The sequence below is a fragment of the Thermoanaerobacter thermocopriae JCM 7501 genome, from assembly GCF_001310975.1.
Classification (GTDB): domain Bacteria; phylum Bacillota; class Thermoanaerobacteria; order Thermoanaerobacterales; family Thermoanaerobacteraceae; genus Thermoanaerobacter; species Thermoanaerobacter thermocopriae.
This window is the reverse complement of record NZ_BAZY01000009.1, coordinates 47,143-68,375: the sequence shown is the minus strand read 5'-3', so window position 1 is coordinate 68,375 and position 21,233 is coordinate 47,143. Positions and strand designations below refer to the sequence as shown.

Genomic DNA, 21,233 nt, shown 5'->3' with positions numbered 1-21,233 from the left:
TTCATATTATAAAAAATTTTTCGAAATCATATTGACACCGATGAATAAAAATGCTATATTATAAATGTACAAAATATTGTATATTGTCCGGGTGATTGAATGATTAAGGATCTATTAACTAAAAATGGGATTGCCGTTACGATGTTGGCACGAGAAATGCTTTCTTTAAAATGTGGAGATAGAATTGAAACGATAGGAGAATATGCCAGAAAATTTGACCTCGGGCGTGGGACAATACAAACTGCTTTAAAGTATTTAGAAGATAATGAAGCAATTGAATTAGAGCCACGAGGGCATTTAGGTACGTATATAAACAATATTGACTACAAAAAATTATGGGAATATGCGGGACTTACTATTGTTTCAGGGGTAATGCCTCTTCCGTATTCAAAAAGATACGAAGGGTTAGCTACAGGTTTATATAAAGTATTTGAAAAGGGGAAAATACCTTTTAATATGGCATACATGAGAGGAAGCGAAAGAAGGTTAGAGGCATTGTTGAATGGAAAATATGATTTTGCCATAATGTCGATGTTGGCAGCAAAATTGTATATTGAATCTGGTAAAAATTTAAAAATAGTAGTTGATTTTGGACCAAATACAAACGTAAGCACTCATCGTATAATATTTTCAAATAATGCGAAAAATGCGATTGAAGATGGGATGAAGATTGCTATAGATCCAACTTCATTAGACCAATTTATATTGACTTACTATGAATGTGAGGGAAAGAATGTAGAGTTTATAGAATTACCGTATAATCAAATTATACCCCATATAATTGAAGGAAAAATAGATGCAGCTGTATGGAACTATGATGAAATAGTTGACAGAGGACTGTCTATTAAAAATGAACCGCTTAAAAGCGAAAAATCGAAAAAAATTAGTGAAGATAATACACGTGCTGTTTTAGTAGTTAAAAGAGATAATTGGGGTGTTGATAAAATAATAAATAGAATTGTTGATAAAGAAAAAGTTATAAAGATTCAGGAACAAGTGTTGTTGAATAAAATATTTCCAGAATATTGATTTGTAATTATTCATATATTATTTTTGGAAGGAGTCAAAAAATAACTTTATATTATGGTACAAAATACTGTATAATGTTTGGAGGGTCTTAAGTGAAGAATAATATTATAAATAGAATAGATTTGTTAGTACAAGGTAGTGTGATCGATTTTGATACTGGAGAAGCTATCAAAAAATTGATGAGGAATTAAGAGTAAATTATGAAATTTGTACTGAGGATGAACACTATGAGATGTTTATAACTCATTTAGCAATGTCTATAAAAAGATTAAAAGAAGAAGAAAAATTGGAGTCTACAATAGATGACGAACTTTTAACGAAGTTAAAAATTCTCCTAATTACTATAGAGCACTTGGTATTTTACAAAATATAGAAGATAAGATAAAAATAAAATTACCCGAATCCGAAAAAAGATTTGTGTTATTACATTTGTGTAATCTTTTAGAAAGGGGTAAAAGTACATGATAAGATTTGTTGTAGGTGGAGCTGTTGATAAGCAAAAAGTTGCTCAAATGATAAAGGAGATAGGAGGTGATAAAGTAAGTGTTGAAATAAAATCAGATATTGAAGCTGCAATGGCTGTGAAAAATGGAAAGGCAGATTACTATGTTGGTGCTTGTGCAACAGGAGGTGGTGGTGCTTTAGCTATGGCAATGGCTATATTAACAGCTCAAAAATGTGTAACTATCTCTATGCCTGGTAAGCCACCACAGGAAGCCGACGTAAAAAAAGCAGTAGCTGAAGGGAAAGTAGCGTTTGGTTTTACTAATGACCATATTGAAAAAGCTGTACCTTACATTGTAAACGCAATTTTAGAAAAATAGGGATTGGAGGATAAAAAATGAAGATAGTGTTAATTGCTTTAATTGGTGCTTTGGCAGCAATTCTTGCGAATGGTGGTATTGCTGTATTTAATGATGGGCTAAGACCTATAATGCCTGAATATCTAGAAGGTAGAATGAAAAAAGCAGAATTGGCTGCAACGAGTTTTGCTTTATCTTTTGGACTTGTAATCGGTTTTGGAATACCAATTTCAATTGGTGCTACCATATTACTTGTTCATAGTATTTTACTAGGGACAGATATTATAGGAACATGGTCACCAAAAGGTAAAATAGGATATGTTGTTGCTGGAACAATAGGAGCTCTGTGGGGAATAGGACTATTGGTAGGATTGCAATGGATTGTAAATGTATTCAAAAAATTACCGGTTAATGTTTTCGACTCAATGGGACAAATAGGTACACCTGTAATATTTGCTTTTGCAGCATTTCCTGCATTAGCAGTTGCATACCAATATGGTGTTAAAAATGGGCTTATTACTTTAACAATATCGGCATTGGTTAGAGCTATAGTAGCAAGATTTTCTCCAATAGTTATTGGAACAAGCAAAATAGCTTTGAATCCAGAAGGTATGGCATTAGTTACTGGAATGATAGTTTTACTTATCTATGCTATGAGAGAAAAGAAAGAAGAAAATTCAACAAATATTGCTGCTTTATTTACTGAGAGAGTAGACAGGATAAAAAAGAATGTTTGGGTACTTGCTATAATGGGTGCTCTTGTAGCGGCAGCCACGTCTCTGCATATTTTGGCAGGCGATCCAATTTCTCTATCATTGGTTTCTAAAGGTAATTATACAGATGCTGCTTTAGTTGCATTAGCGAGAGCAATTGGTTTTGTACCTTTAGTTGCAACTACTGCTATTGCTACCGGTGTATATGGTCCTGTTGGAATGACTTTTATATTCGCAGCAGCTTTATTTGCGAACAATCCACTGCTTGCAGCAATACTAGGATTTGTAATAATTTTTGCGGAAGTTTACCTGCTGGGAGGTATAGCAGCATTTTTGGATAAATTCCCAGGGATTAAAAAGTCTTCAGATAACATTAGGACAGCGATGGGACAATTATTGGAAGTGGCATTGTTAGTTGGCGGTGCGAATGCGTCTAATATGCGTTGCCTGGATTAGGGATATTTATTGTAATTGGGTTATACCTTTTAAATGAAATTGCAGGAAGGCCTATTGTGAGAATGGCAGTTGGACCCGTTGCAGCAATATTAGTTGGTATTCTTGCTAACATATTGGCGGTTTTTGGACTGTATGTTCCAACGGTTAAATAAAGAGGGGAATTTCCCCTCTTCCATATAATAAATTTATTAGGGTGAATGTTATATATGAATGATAAAATAGTTATGCAAAAAATAAATGAGATGGCAAGACTCGCATATGCGATAAATATAGCACGTGATAATTTAGGTTATTCTGTTAGATATATTAATTATAAGGCAATAAAAAGAGCTGTAGGAGCGTTAAAAGTATATGATAAATTATACTTTTATGGAGTAAAAAATACATCACAAATTAAACGCGAATATTTGCAAAAATTATCTAGTATTGGAAATTATATATGGCTTACAGTTGATGAGATGTCAAAAGGCGGTAGAGCAATTGATATTGAGAGAATAAACCTGTTACTGGCAGGCCGATGACAGGCTCTACAAGTGCTGGTTGTATCAATGTGTTATTAGGAATAAATGATTTTGCTATTGGCACTGATGGTGGTGGTTCTGTGTTGGGGCCTGCGATGTCCTGTAATTTGTATTCTATCATGGCAAAAGGATTAGGTCTTGAAGGTAAAAAATTAAAAAAATCAACAGATGGTATAAATTTCATACCTGGTATTGGAATAATTGCAAAAGATTTATTCGTATGCAAAGATGTATTGAGTAACCTAATAGATTTGGATGATACAATAGATTTTCGTAATTTGAAAGTTGGAAGTCCACGAAAAGGCGATATAAATCTTCCGATTATTGGTGACGTTCGGGAAGATTTATATAATATTGAAAGAGCTTTATCAAAAGAGGGCATTACAGTAATTGATATTGATTTAAAGGATGTATTGAAAAGAGAAGATGCCATATATAAGCTTAATAAAGCTTTTGAAGAGGTAGACATAGTGATAACAAAAGAAGGGCCTATTGATATTTTTGGTTTAGGGGATTCAGTTTTAGGTACTATGGGATATGTTGGAAGCTATATTCAAAATAGTTCAGGAAAATATTTGCTAAAAGTTGCTAACATGGTAAATACTACAGCTATTACTGTACCATCAGAGAATTTAGGCGTAGGGATTTTAATAATTGCGAAAGAGGGAAATAAATATGGTACAGGTGCTATTAAGCTGGCAGAGATAATTGATAGCAATATTAGCCATCCAAAACTATTTTATGAATATTTTAACACTAAAGAATATGATGATATTTTATTTGAGGTGAATTAAATGATTTTAGATAATAATACTGGTTTTAAAGATATAGGTTATACTCTTATACATGAACATTTGACTATTGATTTATCAAGACTCAAAGAAGATGATGATGCCAAACTTGATGATGTAGATAGCTTAATTGAAGATTTAAAAGAACTCAAAAAAAGTGGCATAGATACTATCGTTGATGTTACAAACATAGGTATGGGTCGAGATATTGAAAGAATCAAGTATATTTCTGATATTTCAAATATGAATGTGATTTTATCTACTGGATTTTATAAAGAACCTTTTTTGCCGGAAATAGTTTATAAGAGTTCTGTTAAAGAATTGGCTGATATATTTATTGATGAAATTATTAATGGAATCGATGGTACAAATTATAAAGCATCTGTGATAGGCGAGATAGGCACAAGTAAAGAAGAAATAAAAGAAGTAGAAAGAAAAATTTTTGAAGCTGCTGCTATTGCACATAATGAAACCGGAGTACCGATAATAACTCATACAACGTTAGGTCTTTTAGGATTAGAACAGATTAAAATTTTTAAAAATATGAAAGTAAATTTAGAAAAAGTAGTTATAGGGCATGTTGATTTAAACATTGATATGGATTATTATTTAACTTTACTTGATAATGGATGTTATCTTGCTTTTGACACAATTGGTAAAACTAATTATCAACCAGATGAGTTAAGAGCAATATCTATAAAGAAACTTATTGACAAAGGATTTATTAACAAAATTCTCCTTTCATTGGATATTTCAAGAAAATCTTATCTAAAAAATTATGGTGGTTTTGGCCATTCATATATAGTAGAAAAATTTATTCCTCTTTTAAAAAACAATGGGTTAACAGAAGAAGATATAAAGACTATATTATACAGAAATCCATTGAACTTGATTGGAGGATAAAGAATGATTACGTATCCTATTAAACAGATTAGCTTAGAGGAAGCAATTAATTTGCAGTTTAAATTAGTAGATATCATCCAATCAGTTTTTCGAGGGCATGAATTGCTCGAAGCTGGTGATTATGGTGTATCATTGGAGTTTGGACGACCTAAAACCACCGTAAAAGTTGAGAAAGTTCTTGCTAAATTTTTTGATGCAGAAGATTGTGCTTTAGTAAGAGGTGCTGGTACGGGGGCTATGAGACTCGTTTTTAATAGCTTATTAAAACCTCTTAATACATTACTTGTGCATGACGCACCTGTATATCCTACAACACAAAACCTTATCGATATGATGGGCCTTAAGCTTTTAAAAATAAACATGAACGATTTACACTCTTTTAAAATATTAAAAAATACAAAAGTTGATGCAGTGTTAATACAACATTCAAGGCAAAAACCCGATGATAATTATGATTTTGAGGAGGTAATAAAGGTTATTAAATCTATAACTAATGTTCCTATTATTACTGATGAAAATTATGTAGTTATGAAAGCTCCATATATAGGTGTTCAGTTGGGAGCAGATGTTTCAGTATTTTCCATGTTTAAATTGTTGGGCCCGGAAGGAATTGGATGTGTAGTAGGCAAAAAATATATTATAGACGAAATTCGCAAAATAACTTATTCAGGTGGGAGCCAAGTGCAAGGACCTGAGGCAATGGAAACTTTAAGGGCACTTGTATACACACCGGTTTCATTAGCAATACAAGCAATGCAGGTTGAAGAAATAGTAAAGAGGCTTAACACTGGAGAAATAAAAGGAGTAAAAAAGGCATATGTAGCAAATGCGCAGTCTAGAGTTGTATTAGTAGAATTTGAAGAACCAATTGCGGAAAAAGTATTAAAATACGCTGAAGAGATGGGAGCAGTACCTTATCCTGTAGGTTCTGAATCAAGATATGAAATTGGCGCTATGTTTTATAGAGTTTCAGGGACTTTTATTAAAGATAATCCTGAAATAAAAAATTATGTAATTCGCATTAATCCAATGAGGGCAGGTGCTGATACTGTTATTAGAATTTTAAAAGAAGCTGTAAAGAAAAGTTTGACTTAGGAGATGAGGCAATGTTTCTTAATATGGTTATTGAAAGAAATCCACAACTTATTATAGAAGCTGCCAAATTACACAGAGACGGTGTTATTGAACCCAATACTTATGTGTTGGATGTTGATGGTATTTATGAGAATGCAAAATTAGTTAAAGAAACTGCTGATAAATATAATATTAGCTTATATTATATGACAAAACAATTTGGAAGAAATCCTATTATTTCAAAGACCATTGAAAAGGCAGGAATTGATAAAGCTGTAGCTGTAGATTTTGATGAGGCAAAGGTATTGCACAGCAATGGTCTAAAGATAGGACATATAGGACATCTAGTGCAAGTCCCCAAGAATTACATTAAGTTATCTTTACTCATGAAACCAGAAGTTATAACATGTTTTTCCTATGAAAAAGCAAAAGAAATATCGGATAAAGCAAGAGAACTTGGGATTACTCAGGATATATTATTAAGAGTAATAGATGAAGAAGATGTCATATATCCAGGCAGAATGGTGGTATATATATAGAAGATTTGAAAAATACGGTTCATCAAATATTAAAATTAAAAAATATAAGAATTGCTGGCATTACATCATTTCCATGTTTTCTTTATGATTATGAGAAGAGAGAAATTACGGCAACACATAATGTATATACCTTGTTAAAAGCAAAAGAAATATTGCATAAGATGGGTATTGAAATCTGGCAGGTAAATGGGCCAGTGCTACATGCTGTAGTTCAATACCGCTTTTAAATAAGTATGGTATTACTCATGGAGAGCCGGGGCATGCTTTATTGGGGACGACTCCTTTACATGCATATACAAAACAGCCTGAAAAGCCAGCCATAGTATATGTGTCAGAAATATCTCATGTAAATAATGGGAAAGCTTATTGCTATGGTGGTGGATTTTATCCCAGGTCAAATGTGAAATATACTTTAGTGTCAAATAATCCTGAAGATATTTTAGATAGAATATTTGATGTTGAAGAATTACCACCGGAATCGATAGACTACTATGGAACTATACTTTTAAACAATAAAAAGGTTAACGTGGGGGATACTGTAATATATTCATTTAGAACGCAAATATTCGTAACAAGAGCAAAAGTAGCTCTTCTTGAGGGCTTGTCTTCGGGGAAACCGAAATTGACATATATATTTGATTCAATGGGTAATCTTTTAAAGGATTTAAAAATGATTTAAGAAAGAAGGGTAATAAATGAGAGCTATAATTCTTGTTATAGATAGTCTTGGAGTCGGTGAAATGACTGATGTTCCTAAAGTTCGTCCACAAGATAGGGGTGCAAATACTTTAAAACATGTTTCTGAGTATGAGGATAATTACAGATTAAATAATTTGGAGGTGATGGGAGCAGGTCTTGTAGTTGATAGCAAAAATATAAAAAAAGTAAGCAATCCTATTGCAAGTTATGGGTGTTCAAATTTAGAACATGAAGGAGCTGATACTTTTCAGGGGCATCAAGAAATTGTTGGTTCAAAGCCTAAAAAGGCTTTAAGACAACCATTTAAAGAGCGTATAGACAGAGTAAAATTTGAATTAGAAAAGGCAGGGTATAGGGTAACTATACCAAATCCAAAATATCCATTTTTGCTAGTAGATGGAATAGTTGTAATAGCGGATAACATTGAGGCGGATATGGGTTTAAACTATAATGTTACTGCCCCTTTGGATTATATTTCTTTTGAAGATGAATTAAAAATTGGCAAAATAGTTAGAGATAATGTAGAAGTTGGGCGAGTAATTGTATTGGGGGGTAGAGAAGTCACAATAGAAGATATATTAAATGCTATTGAGGTAAAGTCTGATGAAATAGTTGGCGTGAATTGTACAAAAGCAGGTGTTTATAATAAGGGTTATATGGTGAGACACCTAGGATATGGAATAGATCCGAATACGCAAGTAACTACTATTTTAAAAAAGAGAGGTTTTGATGTATCTCTTATTGGAAAGGCTGCAGATGTTATAAACTGTGACGGTGCAAATTACAATCCATGTGTTGACACAGAAATGGTATTGAAGATATTATTGGATAAATTGAATACTGTATCTGATGGTTTAATAATGGCAAATGTACAAGAAACAGACCTTGCAGGGCATTCACAGGACGTAGAAAAATACGCCGAAAAATTGGAACTTGTAGATGATTATCTACCTAAAATTATTGATAATATGAAGGAAGATGATATTTTATTTATTACAGGTGATCACGGTAATGACCCTACGATAGGGCATAGCCACCACACAAGAGAAAAAGCGCTTCTACTGGTTTATGGCAAAAAATTAAAACCGGTAAATTTAGGAGAAAGAAAGACTTTATCAGATATAGGAGCTACTATAGCAGATTATTTTGATGTCGAAAAAACAGAGAATGGAGAGAGTTTTTTGGATATGATGAAATAAGGAGACGTTCTATCTCCTTTTTTATATTATTTTAACATGAAGGTTGATACCTTATGTAACAATAAAAAAGAACCAAGTCTTACTGCCAATTTATACTTCTTGACATAAGAAGAGAAAATAAGGAATTTCCTGCAATCAATACCTGCTATAATAGGAAACACTCTTGTGACTATGGAGGCTCCTAAATGTAATGTTACAAATGGCTCCAATGTGGTCTCGTTCTACGAAAGCAGAATTACCTCGATAAAAATAAAGTTGAATAAGTAGTTCATAAACGATTTAGTATGAAATATTAGTTTATTGACCCAAGTCTAATACTTAATCCAGGGAAAATTATATAGAGATAACATACGTGACAAATTTAAGAAATCATAGTTTTTGTGATATAATCAAATATAGAAGATTATATGAAATAACTAAAAGGAGTTGCTTTCAAATGAAAAGTATTCTATTAAAGCATGGTGAGATATATACGGAAAAGGGAATAATATACAATGGGGATGTATTGATATTAGAAGATAAAATTGTAGAGATTGGAAAGGATTTATATAATGTTGATGCAGAAGTAATTGATTTAAAAGGCAAAAAAATAGTGCCTGGCTTTATAGACATACATATTCACGGCGGTGTTGGACATGATACAATGGATGCTACTTATGAAGCATTAAATGCTATTTCAATTCATCTTGCAAAACATGGAGTGACTTCTTTTTGTCCTACTACTATGACAATGGATATACCCTATATCCTAAATGCTCTTAAAAACATAAATGAGACAATGAAAAAGAAAACAGCTGGAGCACAAATTTTAGGGGCATATGTTGAGGGACCTTTTATAAGCAAAGAACACAAAGGAGCACAGGATGAAAAATATATAATACCACCTGATAAAGTGTTATTTGACAAATTTTTAGAAGTTTCAGGAGGTAACATAAAAGTAATTGCATTAGCACCTGAAAAAGACCCGGATGGAAGCTTTGTAGAACATGTCACTAAAAAGGGTGTAAAAGTATCCTTGGGACATACAAATGCCACTTATGAGGAGATGAAAAATGGAGTAGAGCATGGTGCTACAATTGCAGTTCACACTTATAATGGCATGAAAGGGCTACATCATAGGGAACCTGGTGCATTAGGGGAAGTATTTTTAGACGACAGAATATACAGTGAAGTAATTGTAGATTTTATACACACACACCCTGCTTCAGTAAAGCTTTTGATTAAGATAAAAGGAACAAACAAAGTGATACTTATATCAGATGCAATGTCTGCTTGCGAATTGGGAGACGGAGAATATAAACTTGGAGGGCAAAAGGTATTTGTAAAAAATGGAGAAGCAAGATTAGAAAGTGGTTCATTAGCAGGAAGTACTTTAACGTTAGATAAAGCTGTAAAGAATATTACTTCTCTTGGAGTACCACTTTTTGAAGCTTGCAAGATGGCCTCTTTAAATCCTGCAAAAGCAATTGGAGTAGATGATAGAAAAGGGAGCATAGAAGTTGGGAAAGATGCAGATATAGTTGTGCTAAACAATGATTTGACTGTTTATATGACAATAATAGAGGGAAAGGTTTTTATGGAATAAAAATGTATACATATTGAGGAATAAATACCAAGAAGCTTAATTGCCATCCAAAGTTTAAGGAATCCTTTTGATATAAGGATTCCTTTTTACATTAAAGGCATTTTGCGATATGTCGGATGTTATTCCTTTACAATATTCTCTTTACAAAATTTTCTATTCTTTCAAGCGCTCTTGCTATTTTATCTAGAGAATATGCGTATGAGACACGGATAAATCCTTCACCACTTGGGCCAAATGCGTCTCCTGGTACTACAGCTACTTTTTCTTCTTTTAAGAGCTTTTCACAAAATTCCTGTGAAGTCATGCCCGTCTTTTTTATTGAGGGGAAAATATAGAAAGCTCCCTTTGGCTCGAAACAGTCAAGGCCCATCTCGCGAAATCCGTTTACAATAAATTTCCTTCTCTTGTCATATGTTTCTCTCATTTTTACTATATCTTCTTCACATTCATATATACCCCTTATTGCAGCGTACTGTGCTGTAATTGGGGCGCATATAGTTGTATACTGGTGAATTTTATTCATTGCTTCAATAAATCCATGTTCTGCTGCGATGTATCCCAGCCTCCAACCTGTCATGGCGAAAGCTTTTGAAAAACCGTTTATAAGTATTGTTCTTTCCCTCATGCCTGGAAGCGAAGCTATGCTCACGTGTTTTCCTTCATATGTCAATTCACTGTAAATTTCATCTGAAATGACTATTAAATCATGCTCAATTATTATGTCTACAATTTCTTCTAATTCTTCTTTTTTCATGATGGCACCTGTAGGATTATTGGGGTAAGGAAGAATTAATACCTTTGTTTTCGAGGTTATTTTTGATTTTAAGTCATCGGGGGTTAGTATGAAATTGTTTTTTTCATCAGTAGGAACAAATACAGGGATACCTCTTGTCAAAGTTACACATGGTGCGTATGATACGTAACTTGGTTCAGGTACTAAAACCTCGTCGCCGTCATTTAAAAGAGCTCGCAGAGCAAGGTCAATGGCTTCACTAGCACCAATAGTTACCATTATTTCTTTTTCAGGGTCATAGGTTAAATTGTAATGAGTTTTTAAGAAATATGATATAGCGATTCTGAGTTCAAGAAGTCCTAAGTTTGAGGTGTATGTTGTGCTACCTCTATCTAGTGCGTTAATGCCTTCTTTTCTTATTTCCCACGGAGTTACAAAATCTGGTTCGCCAACACCCAGTGATATTATGTCTTTTGAATTAGTCACAAGGTCAAAAAATTTCCTGATTCCGGATGGTGGAATACTTTTTACTACGTTGGATATGTATTTATCTACATTCATGGTGTTATCACCAATCTTGTGTCGTCTTGTCCTTCTTCATAAAAAACTCCGTCTTTTTTATACCTTTTTAAAATAAAATGTGTGGTAGTGCTTAATACGCCATCAATGGGGGCAAGTCTTTCAGCAACAAAGAGGGCTATTTCTTTCATTGTTTTACCTTCTACTTCAACGGAAAGGTCATAAGTCCCTGAAATTAAAGATACAGATTTTACTTCTTCAAACTGGCATATTCTTTCAGCTATTGCATTAAATCCAAGTCCTTGCTGGGGTGCTACTTTTACATCTATGAGGCAGTTACGACTTCCCGGCCAGCCTTTTCCCAATCTACGAGAGCAGTGTATTTTAACAACACTTTTTTGTCCTCAAGACTTTTTATTGTGTTTTTAACTTCTTCTTCACTAAGCCTGTGATTGCTGCCATTTGCTTTTCTGTAAGACGGCTGTTTTCGCACAGAAGGTCAAGGATCTCCATGCTTTTATCCATTTTTGCACCTCCTAAAAATATATTTTATGCACATTATAATACAAAGATAGGCGTAATTCAATAATTTAATAAATTGAAGTATAAAAATTTAAATAAAAACGTTTGAAATTTAACGAATGTGTGAATTCTGGGTTGACATGTATGCATAAAGAATGTTACAATTTTTATATAGATATTGATAATTATTTTCAATTATGGAGGCATCACAAATGGCAGAGAATACTATTATAAATCTTATACAATTAAGGGAAAATCATGAAGGAGAGATTATACTAATAAAAGCTGGAAGGACAGCTATGCAAAGATTGAATGAAATGGGACTTGTCCCAGGGACAAAAGTTAAGGTAGTTAGAAAAGGCCTTTTAAGGGGGCCTGTTGAGCTTGAAGTTAGAAATTCTCACCTTGTGATTGGATATGGTCTTGCTTCAAAGATATATGTAAAAACTTGATGGGAAGGGGGATATGCGGTGAAAAAAGAAATAGTTATAGCTTTAGCGGGAAATGCTAATGTGGGAAAAAGCGTCATATTCAATCAATTGACAGGTTTAACTCAGATAATTGGTAATTGGCCGGGGAAAACGGTGGAAAGGGCAGAAGGGGTTTTGAGATTTAAAGGACGAACTATAAAAATTGTTGACCTTCCCGGCATTTATTCACTTTCTGCTTATTCTCAAGAGGAAATTGTCTCTCGTGAGTTTATAGCTTTTGAAAAGCCAGATGTTGTAATAAATGTGGTGGATGCCTCTAACCTTGAAAGAAACCTGTTCTTTACAGTTCAGCTTTTAGAGCTTCATGTGCCTATGGTTATGGCTTTAAACCAAGTAGATTATGCCATTAAAAAGGGTATAGATATAAATGTAAAAAAGTTAGAAGAACTTTTAGGGATTCCTGTTGTAAAAACTATTGCTACAAAGGGAAAAGGCCTTGAAAAATTGATAGATAAGGTTTTAGAAGTTGTAGATTCAAATAAAGAAACGACTGTAAATGACTATGACATAAAGCAAGAGAAAATTCTTAAATATGGAAATGAAATAAGCGAGTATGTAATGAGAATTTACAATATTCTTTTAAAACACAATGTAGTAAACATTATAAATTTGTTTCATCCTCTGTGGATTTCTCTAAAACTTATAGAAGAAGATAGCGATATAATTGAAAAGCTAAAAAGAGAGCCTGATGGTAAAAAAGCTTATGAAGAGATTCAAAAAGAACTAGAGGGATTAAAGGCGAAGACAGATGGCCCTCTTGTGACTTTAGTTACAGCAGCCAGGTATGATATTGCCTCTTTTATAGCCAGGCAGACAGTATCAGAAATTCACCATAGAATTACATGGACTGATTTGATTGACAATGTTGCTCTTCATAAAATATTTGGCTATATATCAATGTTTGCTATTGTCTTCATATCATTTTACGGCATATTTAAATTTGGAGAGTATTTCTCTGGCGTGTTGGAGGGATTTTTTGATGTATTAAGACCTTTGGTGTATAATTTGCATATTCCAAATATGTATAAAGATGTTTTATGGAATGGACTTGTTGAAGGACTTATTTCTGCTATAACCATCGTACTACCTTATATACTCCCATTTTATGTATTTTTATCAATACTTGAAAACACGGGTTACCTCGCAAGAATTGCCTTTTTAATGGATGAGATAATGCACAAAGTGGGACTTCACGGCAAAGCTCTCATTCCAATATTGATGGGCTTTGGGTGCAATGTCCCGGCAGTACTAGGCACAAAAATTTTAGAAACTGATAGAGAAATATTTGTTGCGTCTTTTATGTCCACTCTTGTGCCTTGTTCTGCAAGGATTGTGATAATTTTAGGTACAATAGGGGTATTCATGGGGCCGCAATACGCACTTGCTGTTTTTGCCTTAGATGTTTTGGTAATTTATATAGCAGCGTATTTTGCAGATAAAATAGCGCATGGAAAACCCTATGATTTGATAATGGAACTTCCCGGTTACAGAGTACCCGCGTTAAAACCAACATTAAAGCAAATATGGATTAGGATTAAAGACTTTTTGTATGTGGCACTTCCTATAATTGTTGTAGGAAGTCTTGTGCTTGAAATATTGAAATACACAGGTATATTTAAATATGTGACGTATGTAACGGACCCTATTGTAGTAAAATGGTTGGGATTGCCATCAATAGTAGGAATAGTATTGATTTTTGGGGTTTTAAGGAAAGAGCTTACCCTTATAATGCTTTTAGCTCTTTCTGGGACAAGTCATATTTCACAGATTTTGACTCCAAAGCAGATGATTGTCTTTGGTGTTGTTACAATGCTTTATATTCCATGCATTGCTACAATTGCGGCATTAAAAAGGACAATTGGCTGGAAAAAGACATGGTGGGTAGTTTTTGTTGACATTTTCGTTGCAATATTGGTAGGAGGAATATTAAATCAAATTCTTACTTTTATATAAATATGGTATAATATGAATAGGTGATAAAATTATGCCATATATAATGCCTCAAAAAGAAAAAAGATTAAAAGTGTTGAGAGATGAGTTGGAAAAAGCTATTGATTCTATTATATCTTTAAATCCCAAAAAAAGTGGTATTATTTGGTTCATTGGAAAAAGAAGATGTACATTTAAGAAGCGATATAGACCTCTTGGTAGTTTGGGAAACTTATGAAAAGATTGGAGATTTTTTATGATGCTATAAAACCCAATGTAGCTATGAAATATACTGGTATATACCCCAAAAGAAATCGAAGAATTATACAGGAAAAATAAATTTATAGCAAAAGTATTAGATGAAGGGCGTGTATTATATGAAAAGAAGCAATGAAGAGGATGCTATTTCGGCATTAATAAGGCGTCAAAAATAATAAAATTTGTAGAAGAGAAAATAGAGTAGGGGATAAAACCTACTCTTATTTTTATTAAATAAGATTAACTTTAAGCAATAACTCCTTATCTTTAAGAATTTCATCAGGCTTGCCTATAGCTTCTATGGAGTGGTTTTCGTTTAATACTATTATCCTGTCTGAAAGCATTGCTGCTATATCAAGGTCATGGGTTGCGATTACTATGGTAGTACCGTTTTTATTCAATTCTTGTAATTTTTCCAAAAGCCACTTTTTTGACCGTGGGTCAAGACCATTTGTAGGCTCGTCAAGAAGCAAAACTTCAGGATTTATCACCATGACTGACGCTAATGCGACTTTTTTCTTTTCTCCGCCGCTTAATCTGTGAGGGGGCCTATCTTTTAACTTTTCAATTCCAAAAGAGTTAAGGGTTTCTTCTACGGTTTTTTGAACTTTATTTCTTTCTAAACCCATTTGAAGAGGAGCAAATGATATTTCGTCAAAGACTGTAGTGCTGAAAAGTTGCACATCGGAATCTTGAAACACAAAACCCACTTTTTTTCTAAATTCATATTCATCAAAAGTTTTTTTATCGCCAAGCAATTTGCCAAATGCCCATATTTCACCGCTGTCAGGAGAAATTAAATTGTCCATCAATTTTAAAAGAGTGGATTTTCCACTGCCATTTGCACCGAGAAGAATTAATTTTTCTCCTTTTTTTACTTCAAAAGTTATGTCAGTTAAAGCAGGAACTGATTTATTATAAGAGTAATAGACATTTTTTAATTCAAATACTGTGCTCAATTTAAACCTCCTTATGGGTGGATATACCATAAGATGAATAAAAAAGTTATATTAAAACCTGTCCATATATAGTCATAAAAAGTTATTTTAAAAGGAGTTAGTGTTTTGTAATCTCCATTATAACCTCGTGAAATCATAGCGTTATAACTTCATCACTCAGTTGTTGAGATCTTATCAAAACATTTGCCATAGCAGAAGCGACAAATTTCCGTCCTTCACTACTATTACTTTTCCCGACATTTCTACTTTTTCTTGCGAGAAACATGTTTGTAGCAATTTCTAAAAGCAAAAAGATGTAACGTAAGGCCATTTCAAGTGTAGCAGTAAAAATGCGGGGGAGCTTAAAAGACCTCAATCCTTTTAATATTTCTACCCATTTTGTGGACAGTGCTAGTATATATACAAAGGATAAAGATATAAATGACCTCATCATAAAAATAATGGCACTATACAAACCTTCTTTTGTTATATAAAAATTTTTTGTGAAATATACTAAAGGATGTCCTTCTTTTACTACATTAAAAAGTGAAGGTATCAGGACAATACCTGTAAAAAATATTGAGACTGCTGATACCCTCATAACATATGCTCTTATAGGTATTTTAGAAAAATAAGCCAACAAAAGTGTATAAATAAGAAATATGGTCATAAAAGATATTGTTTTTCCAAAATTGACTATAATGATTAATATAAAAACGGAGACGAGTTTTATTCTCGTATCAAGAGACTGCATAATACCTTTTTTAGCAGAAATTGTGTCAGAATAAAACATATCTTCAAATGCATTTTGTATACTTAAGATTGTCTTTTCTAAAAAGTTATCCATTTTTCTTCTGGGGTTTTCCCATAATCCTCCCTAATATTGCAAATATCAATACAATAGCTGCAATTCCTACGATTGCTGAAAAAATATAACCTAAAGCTTGTTGGAAGAAATTAGCATCAAATCCTGGTATACTGTAATCGGGTAATATTGCTTTTATGACTTCTGAGAATCTATTCATTCCCTCAGGTACATATCCTATCATGTTCTTAATTTCATCAAGGCCCCATTCTCCCCATGCCGAACCAGGAGCTAAAAGCCCGAGAGGGGTGAGAAGTATTATAACTATAGCTGCAATGTGGAATTTTTTCATCTATTATCACCTCTAAGCTTGGATGAAAATTTATACAGTATATTTTCCTCATCCGCTTTTTGTAGATAATATACTACAAGGCCTGTTATAATAGCTTCTACAATACCAGCTACAGTAAGATGAGCAAACATCATTGCAGGTATTGCTACGTTTACTCCATAAGGAAAATATAGGGGTGTTCCATTTGCTGTATGAAAAAGCAATGGCTGAAGTCCAAGTTCTATTGCTGTAGCAAGAGCTGCAGCATTTATTCCTACATATCCCCCTATAGCAGATGATATGACTTTATTTAACTTAAGTGCCAACATAAGTTTATAAATTCCATATCCAACAAAAGGAGCTATAAAAGCTATATTAAAACTATTTGCACCTAAAGCTAAAATTCCTCCGTCACCAAAAAGCAATGCTTGAATAAATAAGGCTATAGTAAGAGATATACTTGCTGCCCACGGCCCTAAAGTTATTGCAAGGAGAGTTGCACCAATGGCATGGGAAGTTGTACCACCTGGTATTGGTACGTTAAACATCATTATTGTAAATGCAAAAGCAGACCCTATAGCCAAAGTAGATATGTCTTTTTTGTCAAAACTTTCATTGACTTTTTTTGCTGCAACTGAAATGACCGGTACCATAGCAGCACCCATAACAGCGCAGGTTTGAGGACTTATATAGCCTTCAGGTATGTGCATAAAAAATTCCCCCTTACAAATTTTTACCCGTTGTTGTCATCACTAGTTTTCCATGTTTTACTCCTTTTGTACTTATAATTTCATCTGCAATTTTTGTAATTTCCTTTGCGGTACCTTTTAGTACCATTATTTCGAGACAGTTATGCTTATCCAAGTGCACGTGCATTGTTGAGATTATGTTTTGATAATGTTTGTGTTGTATGTTTGTCAGCTTGTCATTTATTTCCCTTACTTCATGGTTAAAAACATAAGTAATTGTACCAATGGTCTCCGTATTTTCTGCTTCCAACTGATTTTCTATTATAAAATCTCTTATCAAATCTCTTATGGCTTCAGACCTGTTGTTATAGCTTTTTTTCTTTATAAGCTCGTCAAATTGATAAAGAAGTTTTGATTCCATTGAAACTCCAAAACGTGTTATTTCTTCCAGACTTATCACTCCCATAAAATAGTGTTATCTTCTTAAAAATAATAACACTATTATGAGGAGTCAATTTAAAAATTAACTAAAAGCTTCGCTATGAGTGGGAAAATTTTTCACTCTTTTTTTAATTATAAAGCTCTTGTGATATAATAAAATAAAGTTAGTTACAATACAGGAGGTAGAGCATGCCACTTAATGTAGTACTTGTTGAACCTGAAATACCACAAAACACAGGGAATATTGCAAGAACTTGTGTACTTACAGGCAGCAGGCTTCATCTTGTAAAACCTTTAGGTTTCAGTATAAACGAAAAATACGTAAAAAGAGCTGGCTTAGACTACTGGCCTCTTTTAGACCTTACTGTTTACGATAATCTCGAACAATTTCTTGAACAAAACAAAGGGAAAAAGTTTTATCTTGCTACCACAAAGGCTAAAAAGTATTATCATGAAGTAAAATATGAAGATAATTCTTATATACTTTTTGGGAAAGAAACTGCTGGACTTCCTAAATGGTTGATTGAAAAATACTACGAAGACTGTATACGGATACCAATGCATGAAGTGATATCTACAAGGTCTTTAAATTTGTCCAACTCTGTAGCTATAGTACTGTATGAGCCTTGAGACAACTGGGTTTTCCTAATATGAAATAAAAAATCGAGGGATGATTATGAAACGAAAGATTATTCATGTTGATATGGATGCTTTTTTTGCATCTGTAGAACAACATGATAATCCAGAATATAAAGGAAAACCTGTTATTGTAGGCGGTCTGTCGGGGAGAGGAGTAGTTTCAACTTGCTCCTATGAGGCAAGAAAGTACGGAATACATTCTGCAATGCCGATGTACATGGCGAGGAAACTATGTCCACACGGTATTTTTCTTTCTGTAAGGAGAAAAAGATATGAAGAGGTCTCAAAACAAATTTTTGATATCCTGTACAGTATAACTCCTCTGGTGGAACCTGTTTCTATAGATGAAGCCTATCTTGATGTTACAGATATTGACAAAAATCCTGAGGTTATTGCCAAGGAAATAAAAAAGAAAGTGAAAGAGACGACGGGACTTACCATTTCTGCAGGAGTTTCCTATAACAAATTTCTTGCAAAACTTGCTTCTGACTGGAATAAGCCAGACGGATTTATGGTCATAACAGAGGACATGATTCCCGACATTTTAAAACCACTTCCTGTTTCCAAAGTTTATGGCATAGGGGAAAAATCCGAAGAAAGACTTAAATCTATGGGAATAAATACAATAGGTGACCTTTTAAAACTGTCACAGGAGAATCTTGTCGAAATTTTTGGTAAAGTAGGTGTGGAGATATATTTAAGGATCCGCGGCATTGATGAGAGGCCTGTTGAGACTATGAGGGAGATTAAATCTATAGGAAAGGAAAAAACGTTAGAAAAAGATACAAAAGATAAAAAACTTTTGCTTCACTATGCGAAATTATTTTCCGACATAATATCGGAAGAATTGTTTAGAGCGGGGCTTTATGCCAGAACAGTTACTGTTAAGATAAAGACATCAGATTTTGCTATTCACACCAAAAGCAAAACTTTAAATAAATATATACGATTAAGTGAGGACATATACAATGTAGCCTACGAAATTATTGAAAATATAAAATTGGACCAGTATATAAGGTTGATTGGACTATCTGTTTCTAATTTGAGCGCAGTAAAGTATGAGCAATTGTCGTTTTTGGATAAAAGTGTTGTCAAGTCTATTAAGGCAGAAAACATAGTCAGAGAAATAAATAAAAAAATAGGGCAGGAGATAGTGAAAAAGGCCAGTGAACTTTTAAATAATAAAACGAAACAATGGAGGGATTAAATGGAAGCTAAAGAAAGGCATAAACGCAATATTGCGAAAGAAATTATAGAACTGGCATGGCTTCTATAACAGAACAAATGCTTATAATGACAGTTGGAATGGTGTCAACTATATTTGTAGGACGTGTGGGAACAAATGCAATTGCAGCTGTTGGGATGATTAATTCTCTTATTTTTTTCTTTCAAGCTATTTTTGCAGGTCTTGCTATTGGATCTACAGTAATTGTAGCAAGGCTTATTGGCGAAGAAGATGAGGGAAGTGCTCGCATTGCTGTTATGCAATCCCTTATTATGAGTATTGCTGTTTCTATAGGTTTTACTGTTCTTGGATATATTTTTGCGGTACCTCTTATTAAAATTTTTTTGGTAGTGTATCTCCTGATGTTTTTAAATTGGCTTTAATATATTATAAAATAGTGATTTTAGGTATACCTTTTATGATAGTTGAAATTGTAATAGCAGGAGCATTAAGAGGAGCTGGGGATACTAAAACACCAATGTATATAACAGCTATAGTAAATGTCATAAATCTTTTATTAAACAGTATACTTGTTTTTGGAGTACATTTTCATAGTGGATATGTAGTACCTCCTTTAGGCGTAAAAGGTTCTGCACTTTCTGCTACAATCGCAAGAACGATAGGAGGTTTTTTGCAATTATATATCTTGTATTTTGGCAAAAGAAGGATTAATCTTGACATAAAAGAAAAAATACGGCTGAACTTTGACATGATGATGCGGATTATACGGGTAGGGATACCAGCCTCTTTAGAACAAGTGATAATGCAAGGTGGTTTTCTTGTAGTTCAGATTATTGTCTCTACAATGGGAACAGTTTCGATGGCAGTATATCAGATTGGTATGAATGCGAATAGCCTTGCTTTTATGCCTATATTTGGTTTTTCCTTAGCTGCAACTAGTTTAGTGGGTAGAAGTCTTGGAGCAAAACGTTTGATGTTAGCAGAAATATATGCAAAGGTTTCAAGGAATATTGCTGTTGTTGTGATTTCTATTATAGGCTTTTTTATGTTTATATTTTCAAGACAGCTTGCAGCGCTTTATACTACTGACCCTGTTGTAATAAAGATATCTTCTGATATTATAAAGATTTTTGCGGTGGTAGAACCTTTGCTTGCTATATTAAATGTCATGGCAGGAGTATTAAGGGCTGCAGGCGACATTCCTTATATTGTTCTCACAACTTTTATTGGTTTATGGCTTTTTAGAGTGACAATTGGATATATTCTTGGTAAAGTGTTTGGTATGGGAGTATATGGAATATGGACTGGTATATGTATCGACTTTGTTGTAAGGTCAGTAATGTATAGCTATAGGTTTAAAGCCGGTAGATGGAAATATATTAAAGTTTAGAGTACACAAATTTATCACATATTCTTAATTTTTACATAACATTTTTCTGT

Annotated in this window: 25 protein-coding genes and 3 pseudogenes; 21 read left to right on the top strand and 7 right to left on the bottom strand. The window is 33.4% G+C overall.

Annotated features, from left to right (window positions below; all coding sequences use genetic code 11):
* Positions 1–99: 99 nt before the first annotated feature.
* The 14 genes from yhfZ to nagA all read left to right on the top strand — a co-directional run bounded on the left by yhfZ (position 100) and on the right by nagA (position 10,312).
* Positions 100–1,029, top strand: a complete 930-nt coding sequence (yhfZ, locus tag JCM7501_RS05535; RefSeq protein ID WP_028992135.1) for a GntR family transcriptional regulator YhfZ — start codon at positions 100–102, stop codon at positions 1,027–1,029.
* A gap of 232 nt (positions 1,030–1,261) precedes the next feature.
* Complete coding sequence (locus JCM7501_RS14345; RefSeq protein WP_256201193.1) at positions 1,262–1,402, top strand: hypothetical protein; 141 nt, start codon at positions 1,262–1,264, stop codon at positions 1,400–1,402.
* An 88-nt stretch (positions 1,403–1,490) separates the two neighbouring features.
* The gene (locus JCM7501_RS05525) at positions 1,491–1,853 is read left to right on the top strand and encodes a DUF2620 family protein (protein WP_004400340.1); all 363 of its coding nucleotides are present in this window, start codon (positions 1,491–1,493) and stop codon (positions 1,851–1,853) included.
* 17 nt (positions 1,854–1,870) lie between these two features.
* Positions 1,871–3,001 (top strand): YhfT family protein, encoded by a 1,131-nt coding sequence (locus JCM7501_RS05520; RefSeq protein WP_256201192.1) that lies wholly within the window; start codon positions 1,871–1,873, stop codon positions 2,999–3,001.
* Positions 2,989–3,153: a YhfT family protein gene (locus JCM7501_RS16565; protein WP_256201191.1), complete on the top strand. Its 165-nt coding sequence runs from the start codon at positions 2,989–2,991 to the stop codon at positions 3,151–3,153. The genes JCM7501_RS05520 and JCM7501_RS16565 overlap by 13 nt, the downstream gene beginning before the upstream one ends.
* Positions 3,154–3,207: 54 nt before the next feature.
* The gene (locus JCM7501_RS14335) at positions 3,208–3,522 is read left to right on the top strand and encodes a hypothetical protein (protein ID WP_256201190.1); all 315 of its coding nucleotides are present in this window, start codon (positions 3,208–3,210) and stop codon (positions 3,520–3,522) included.
* Positions 3,523–3,551: 29 nt separating this feature from the next.
* A complete protein-coding gene (locus JCM7501_RS05515; RefSeq protein WP_256201189.1) occupies positions 3,552–4,316 on the top strand; it encodes an amidase in 765 nt (254 codons plus the stop codon).
* A complete protein-coding gene (locus tag JCM7501_RS05510) occupies positions 4,317–5,216 on the top strand; it encodes a phosphotriesterase family protein (protein ID WP_028992132.1) in 900 nt (299 codons plus the stop codon). It begins immediately after the preceding gene.
* A 3-nt stretch (positions 5,217–5,219) separates the two neighbouring features.
* On the top strand, positions 5,220–6,311 hold the full coding sequence (locus JCM7501_RS05505; RefSeq protein ID WP_028992131.1) for an aminotransferase class V-fold PLP-dependent enzyme: 1,092 nt from the start codon (positions 5,220–5,222) through the stop codon (positions 6,309–6,311).
* A gap of 11 nt (positions 6,312–6,322) precedes the next feature.
* Complete coding sequence (locus tag JCM7501_RS16560) at positions 6,323–6,829, top strand: alanine racemase (protein ID WP_256201188.1); 507 nt, start codon at positions 6,323–6,325, stop codon at positions 6,827–6,829.
* A 5-nt stretch (positions 6,830–6,834) separates the two neighbouring features.
* Positions 6,835–7,056 carry a hypothetical protein gene (locus JCM7501_RS16555; protein WP_256201187.1) on the top strand — a complete coding sequence of 74 codons (222 nt, stop codon included), beginning with the start codon at positions 6,835–6,837 and terminating at the stop codon, positions 7,054–7,056.
* Between the two features lie 41 nt (positions 7,057–7,097).
* Positions 7,098–7,508 carry a type III PLP-dependent enzyme domain-containing protein gene (locus tag JCM7501_RS16550; protein ID WP_256201186.1) on the top strand — a complete coding sequence of 137 codons (411 nt, stop codon included), beginning with the start codon at positions 7,098–7,100 and terminating at the stop codon, positions 7,506–7,508.
* Positions 7,509–7,524: 16 nt separating this feature from the next.
* On the top strand, positions 7,525–8,727 hold the full coding sequence (locus JCM7501_RS05495; protein WP_028992129.1) for a phosphopentomutase: 1,203 nt from the start codon (positions 7,525–7,527) through the stop codon (positions 8,725–8,727).
* 436 nt (positions 8,728–9,163) lie between these two features.
* Positions 9,164–10,312: an N-acetylglucosamine-6-phosphate deacetylase gene (gene nagA, locus JCM7501_RS05490; protein ID WP_028992128.1), complete on the top strand. Its 1,149-nt coding sequence runs from the start codon at positions 9,164–9,166 to the stop codon at positions 10,310–10,312.
* A 127-nt stretch (positions 10,313–10,439) separates the two neighbouring features.
* Here nagA and JCM7501_RS05485 read toward each other — a convergent pair whose 3' ends face one another.
* Positions 10,440–11,606: an aminotransferase class I/II-fold pyridoxal phosphate-dependent enzyme gene (locus JCM7501_RS05485; RefSeq protein ID WP_028992127.1), complete on the bottom strand. Its 1,167-nt coding sequence runs from the start codon at positions 11,604–11,606 to the stop codon at positions 10,440–10,442.
* Positions 11,603–12,089: pseudogene (locus JCM7501_RS05480) on the bottom strand (Lrp/AsnC family transcriptional regulator). Before JCM7501_RS05480 ends, JCM7501_RS05485 begins: the two are co-directional and overlap by 4 nt.
* A 209-nt stretch (positions 12,090–12,298) precedes the next feature.
* Here JCM7501_RS05480 and JCM7501_RS05475 point away from each other — a divergent pair.
* From JCM7501_RS05475 to JCM7501_RS14315, 3 genes are all read left to right on the top strand, one after another.
* The gene (locus tag JCM7501_RS05475; protein ID WP_054644804.1) at positions 12,299–12,538 is read left to right on the top strand and encodes a FeoA family protein; all 240 of its coding nucleotides are present in this window, start codon (positions 12,299–12,301) and stop codon (positions 12,536–12,538) included.
* An 18-nt stretch (positions 12,539–12,556) separates the two neighbouring features.
* The gene (gene feoB, locus JCM7501_RS05470; RefSeq protein WP_028992124.1) at positions 12,557–14,530 is read left to right on the top strand and encodes a ferrous iron transport protein B; all 1,974 of its coding nucleotides are present in this window, start codon (positions 12,557–12,559) and stop codon (positions 14,528–14,530) included.
* Positions 14,531–14,661: 131 nt separating this feature from the next.
* Positions 14,662–14,766, top strand: coding sequence for a nucleotidyltransferase domain-containing protein (locus JCM7501_RS14315; protein WP_245522845.1), 105 nt, complete (start codon positions 14,662–14,664; stop codon positions 14,764–14,766).
* 228 nt (positions 14,767–14,994) lie between these two features.
* Here JCM7501_RS14315 and JCM7501_RS05460 read toward each other — a convergent pair whose 3' ends face one another.
* The 5 genes and pseudogenes from JCM7501_RS05460 to nikR all read right to left on the bottom strand — a co-directional run bounded on the left by JCM7501_RS05460 (position 14,995) and on the right by nikR (position 17,993).
* A complete protein-coding gene (locus JCM7501_RS05460; protein ID WP_028992122.1) occupies positions 14,995–15,723 on the bottom strand; it encodes an energy-coupling factor ABC transporter ATP-binding protein in 729 nt (242 codons plus the stop codon).
* 11 nt (positions 15,724–15,734) lie between these two features.
* A pseudogene (gene cbiQ, locus JCM7501_RS05455) lies at positions 15,735–16,549 on the bottom strand (cobalt ECF transporter T component CbiQ).
* Positions 16,542–16,859 (bottom strand): PDGLE domain-containing protein, encoded by a 318-nt coding sequence (locus JCM7501_RS05450; RefSeq protein WP_028992120.1) that lies wholly within the window; start codon positions 16,857–16,859, stop codon positions 16,542–16,544. Before JCM7501_RS05450 ends, cbiQ begins: the two are co-directional and overlap by 8 nt.
* On the bottom strand, positions 16,856–17,548 hold the full coding sequence (cbiM, locus tag JCM7501_RS05445) for a cobalt transporter CbiM (RefSeq protein WP_028992119.1): 693 nt from the start codon (positions 17,546–17,548) through the stop codon (positions 16,856–16,858). The genes JCM7501_RS05450 and cbiM overlap by 4 nt, the downstream gene beginning before the upstream one ends.
* A gap of 13 nt (positions 17,549–17,561) precedes the next feature.
* Complete coding sequence (nikR, locus tag JCM7501_RS05440) at positions 17,562–17,993, bottom strand: nickel-responsive transcriptional regulator NikR (protein ID WP_013149714.1); 432 nt, start codon at positions 17,991–17,993, stop codon at positions 17,562–17,564.
* Positions 17,994–18,157: 164 nt separating this feature from the next.
* Between nikR and trmL the strand changes: the two are divergent.
* From trmL to JCM7501_RS05425, 4 genes and pseudogenes are all read left to right on the top strand, one after another.
* Positions 18,158–18,627: pseudogene (gene trmL, locus JCM7501_RS05435) on the top strand (tRNA (uridine(34)/cytosine(34)/5-carboxymethylaminomethyluridine(34)-2'-O)-methyltransferase TrmL).
* A 17-nt stretch (positions 18,628–18,644) separates the two neighbouring features.
* Positions 18,645–19,814 (top strand): DNA polymerase IV, encoded by a 1,170-nt coding sequence (locus JCM7501_RS05430; RefSeq protein WP_028992116.1) that lies wholly within the window; start codon positions 18,645–18,647, stop codon positions 19,812–19,814.
* A gap of 56 nt (positions 19,815–19,870) precedes the next feature.
* Positions 19,871–20,215, top strand: a complete 345-nt coding sequence (locus JCM7501_RS14310; RefSeq protein WP_256201184.1) for an MATE family efflux transporter — start codon at positions 19,871–19,873, stop codon at positions 20,213–20,215.
* A complete protein-coding gene (locus tag JCM7501_RS05425) occupies positions 20,206–21,183 on the top strand; it encodes an MATE family efflux transporter (RefSeq protein WP_256201183.1) in 978 nt (325 codons plus the stop codon). The genes JCM7501_RS14310 and JCM7501_RS05425 overlap by 10 nt, the downstream gene beginning before the upstream one ends.
* Positions 21,184–21,233: the final 50 nt, after the last annotated feature.

Excerpts from the sequence above, each read along its gene's own strand:
- JCM7501_RS14310 (WP_256201184.1), top strand. The coding sequence starts at position 19,871 with ATGGCTTCTATAACAGAACAAATGCTTATAATGACAGTTGGAATGGTG.
- yhfZ (WP_028992135.1), top strand. The coding sequence starts at position 100 with ATGATTAAGGATCTATTAACTAAAAATGGGATTGCCGTTACGATGTTG.
- JCM7501_RS14345 (WP_256201193.1), top strand. The coding sequence starts at position 1,262 with ATGTTTATAACTCATTTAGCAATGTCTATAAAAAGATTAAAAGAAGAA.
- JCM7501_RS05510 (WP_028992132.1), top strand. The coding sequence starts at position 4,317 with ATGATTTTAGATAATAATACTGGTTTTAAAGATATAGGTTATACTCTT.
- JCM7501_RS05430 (WP_028992116.1), top strand. The coding sequence starts at position 18,645 with ATGAAACGAAAGATTATTCATGTTGATATGGATGCTTTTTTTGCATCT.
- JCM7501_RS05505 (WP_028992131.1), top strand. The coding sequence starts at position 5,220 with ATGATTACGTATCCTATTAAACAGATTAGCTTAGAGGAAGCAATTAAT.
- cbiM (WP_028992119.1), bottom strand. The coding sequence starts at position 17,548 with ATGCACATACCTGAAGGCTATATAAGTCCTCAAACCTGCGCTGTTATG.
- JCM7501_RS05525 (WP_004400340.1), top strand. The coding sequence starts at position 1,491 with ATGATAAGATTTGTTGTAGGTGGAGCTGTTGATAAGCAAAAAGTTGCT.
- JCM7501_RS05450 (WP_028992120.1), bottom strand. The coding sequence starts at position 16,859 with ATGAAAAAATTCCACATTGCAGCTATAGTTATAATACTTCTCACCCCT.
- JCM7501_RS05495 (WP_028992129.1), top strand. The coding sequence starts at position 7,525 with ATGAGAGCTATAATTCTTGTTATAGATAGTCTTGGAGTCGGTGAAATG.
- nikR (WP_013149714.1), bottom strand. The coding sequence starts at position 17,993 with ATGGGAGTGATAAGTCTGGAAGAAATAACACGTTTTGGAGTTTCAATG.
- JCM7501_RS05520 (WP_256201192.1), top strand. The coding sequence starts at position 1,871 with ATGAAGATAGTGTTAATTGCTTTAATTGGTGCTTTGGCAGCAATTCTT.
- JCM7501_RS05485 (WP_028992127.1), bottom strand. The coding sequence starts at position 11,606 with ATGAATGTAGATAAATACATATCCAACGTAGTAAAAAGTATTCCACCA.
- JCM7501_RS05475 (WP_054644804.1), top strand. The coding sequence starts at position 12,299 with ATGGCAGAGAATACTATTATAAATCTTATACAATTAAGGGAAAATCAT.
- nagA (WP_028992128.1), top strand. The coding sequence starts at position 9,164 with ATGAAAAGTATTCTATTAAAGCATGGTGAGATATATACGGAAAAGGGA.
- JCM7501_RS16560 (WP_256201188.1), top strand. The coding sequence starts at position 6,323 with ATGTTTCTTAATATGGTTATTGAAAGAAATCCACAACTTATTATAGAA.
- JCM7501_RS14335 (WP_256201190.1), top strand. The coding sequence starts at position 3,208 with ATGAATGATAAAATAGTTATGCAAAAAATAAATGAGATGGCAAGACTC.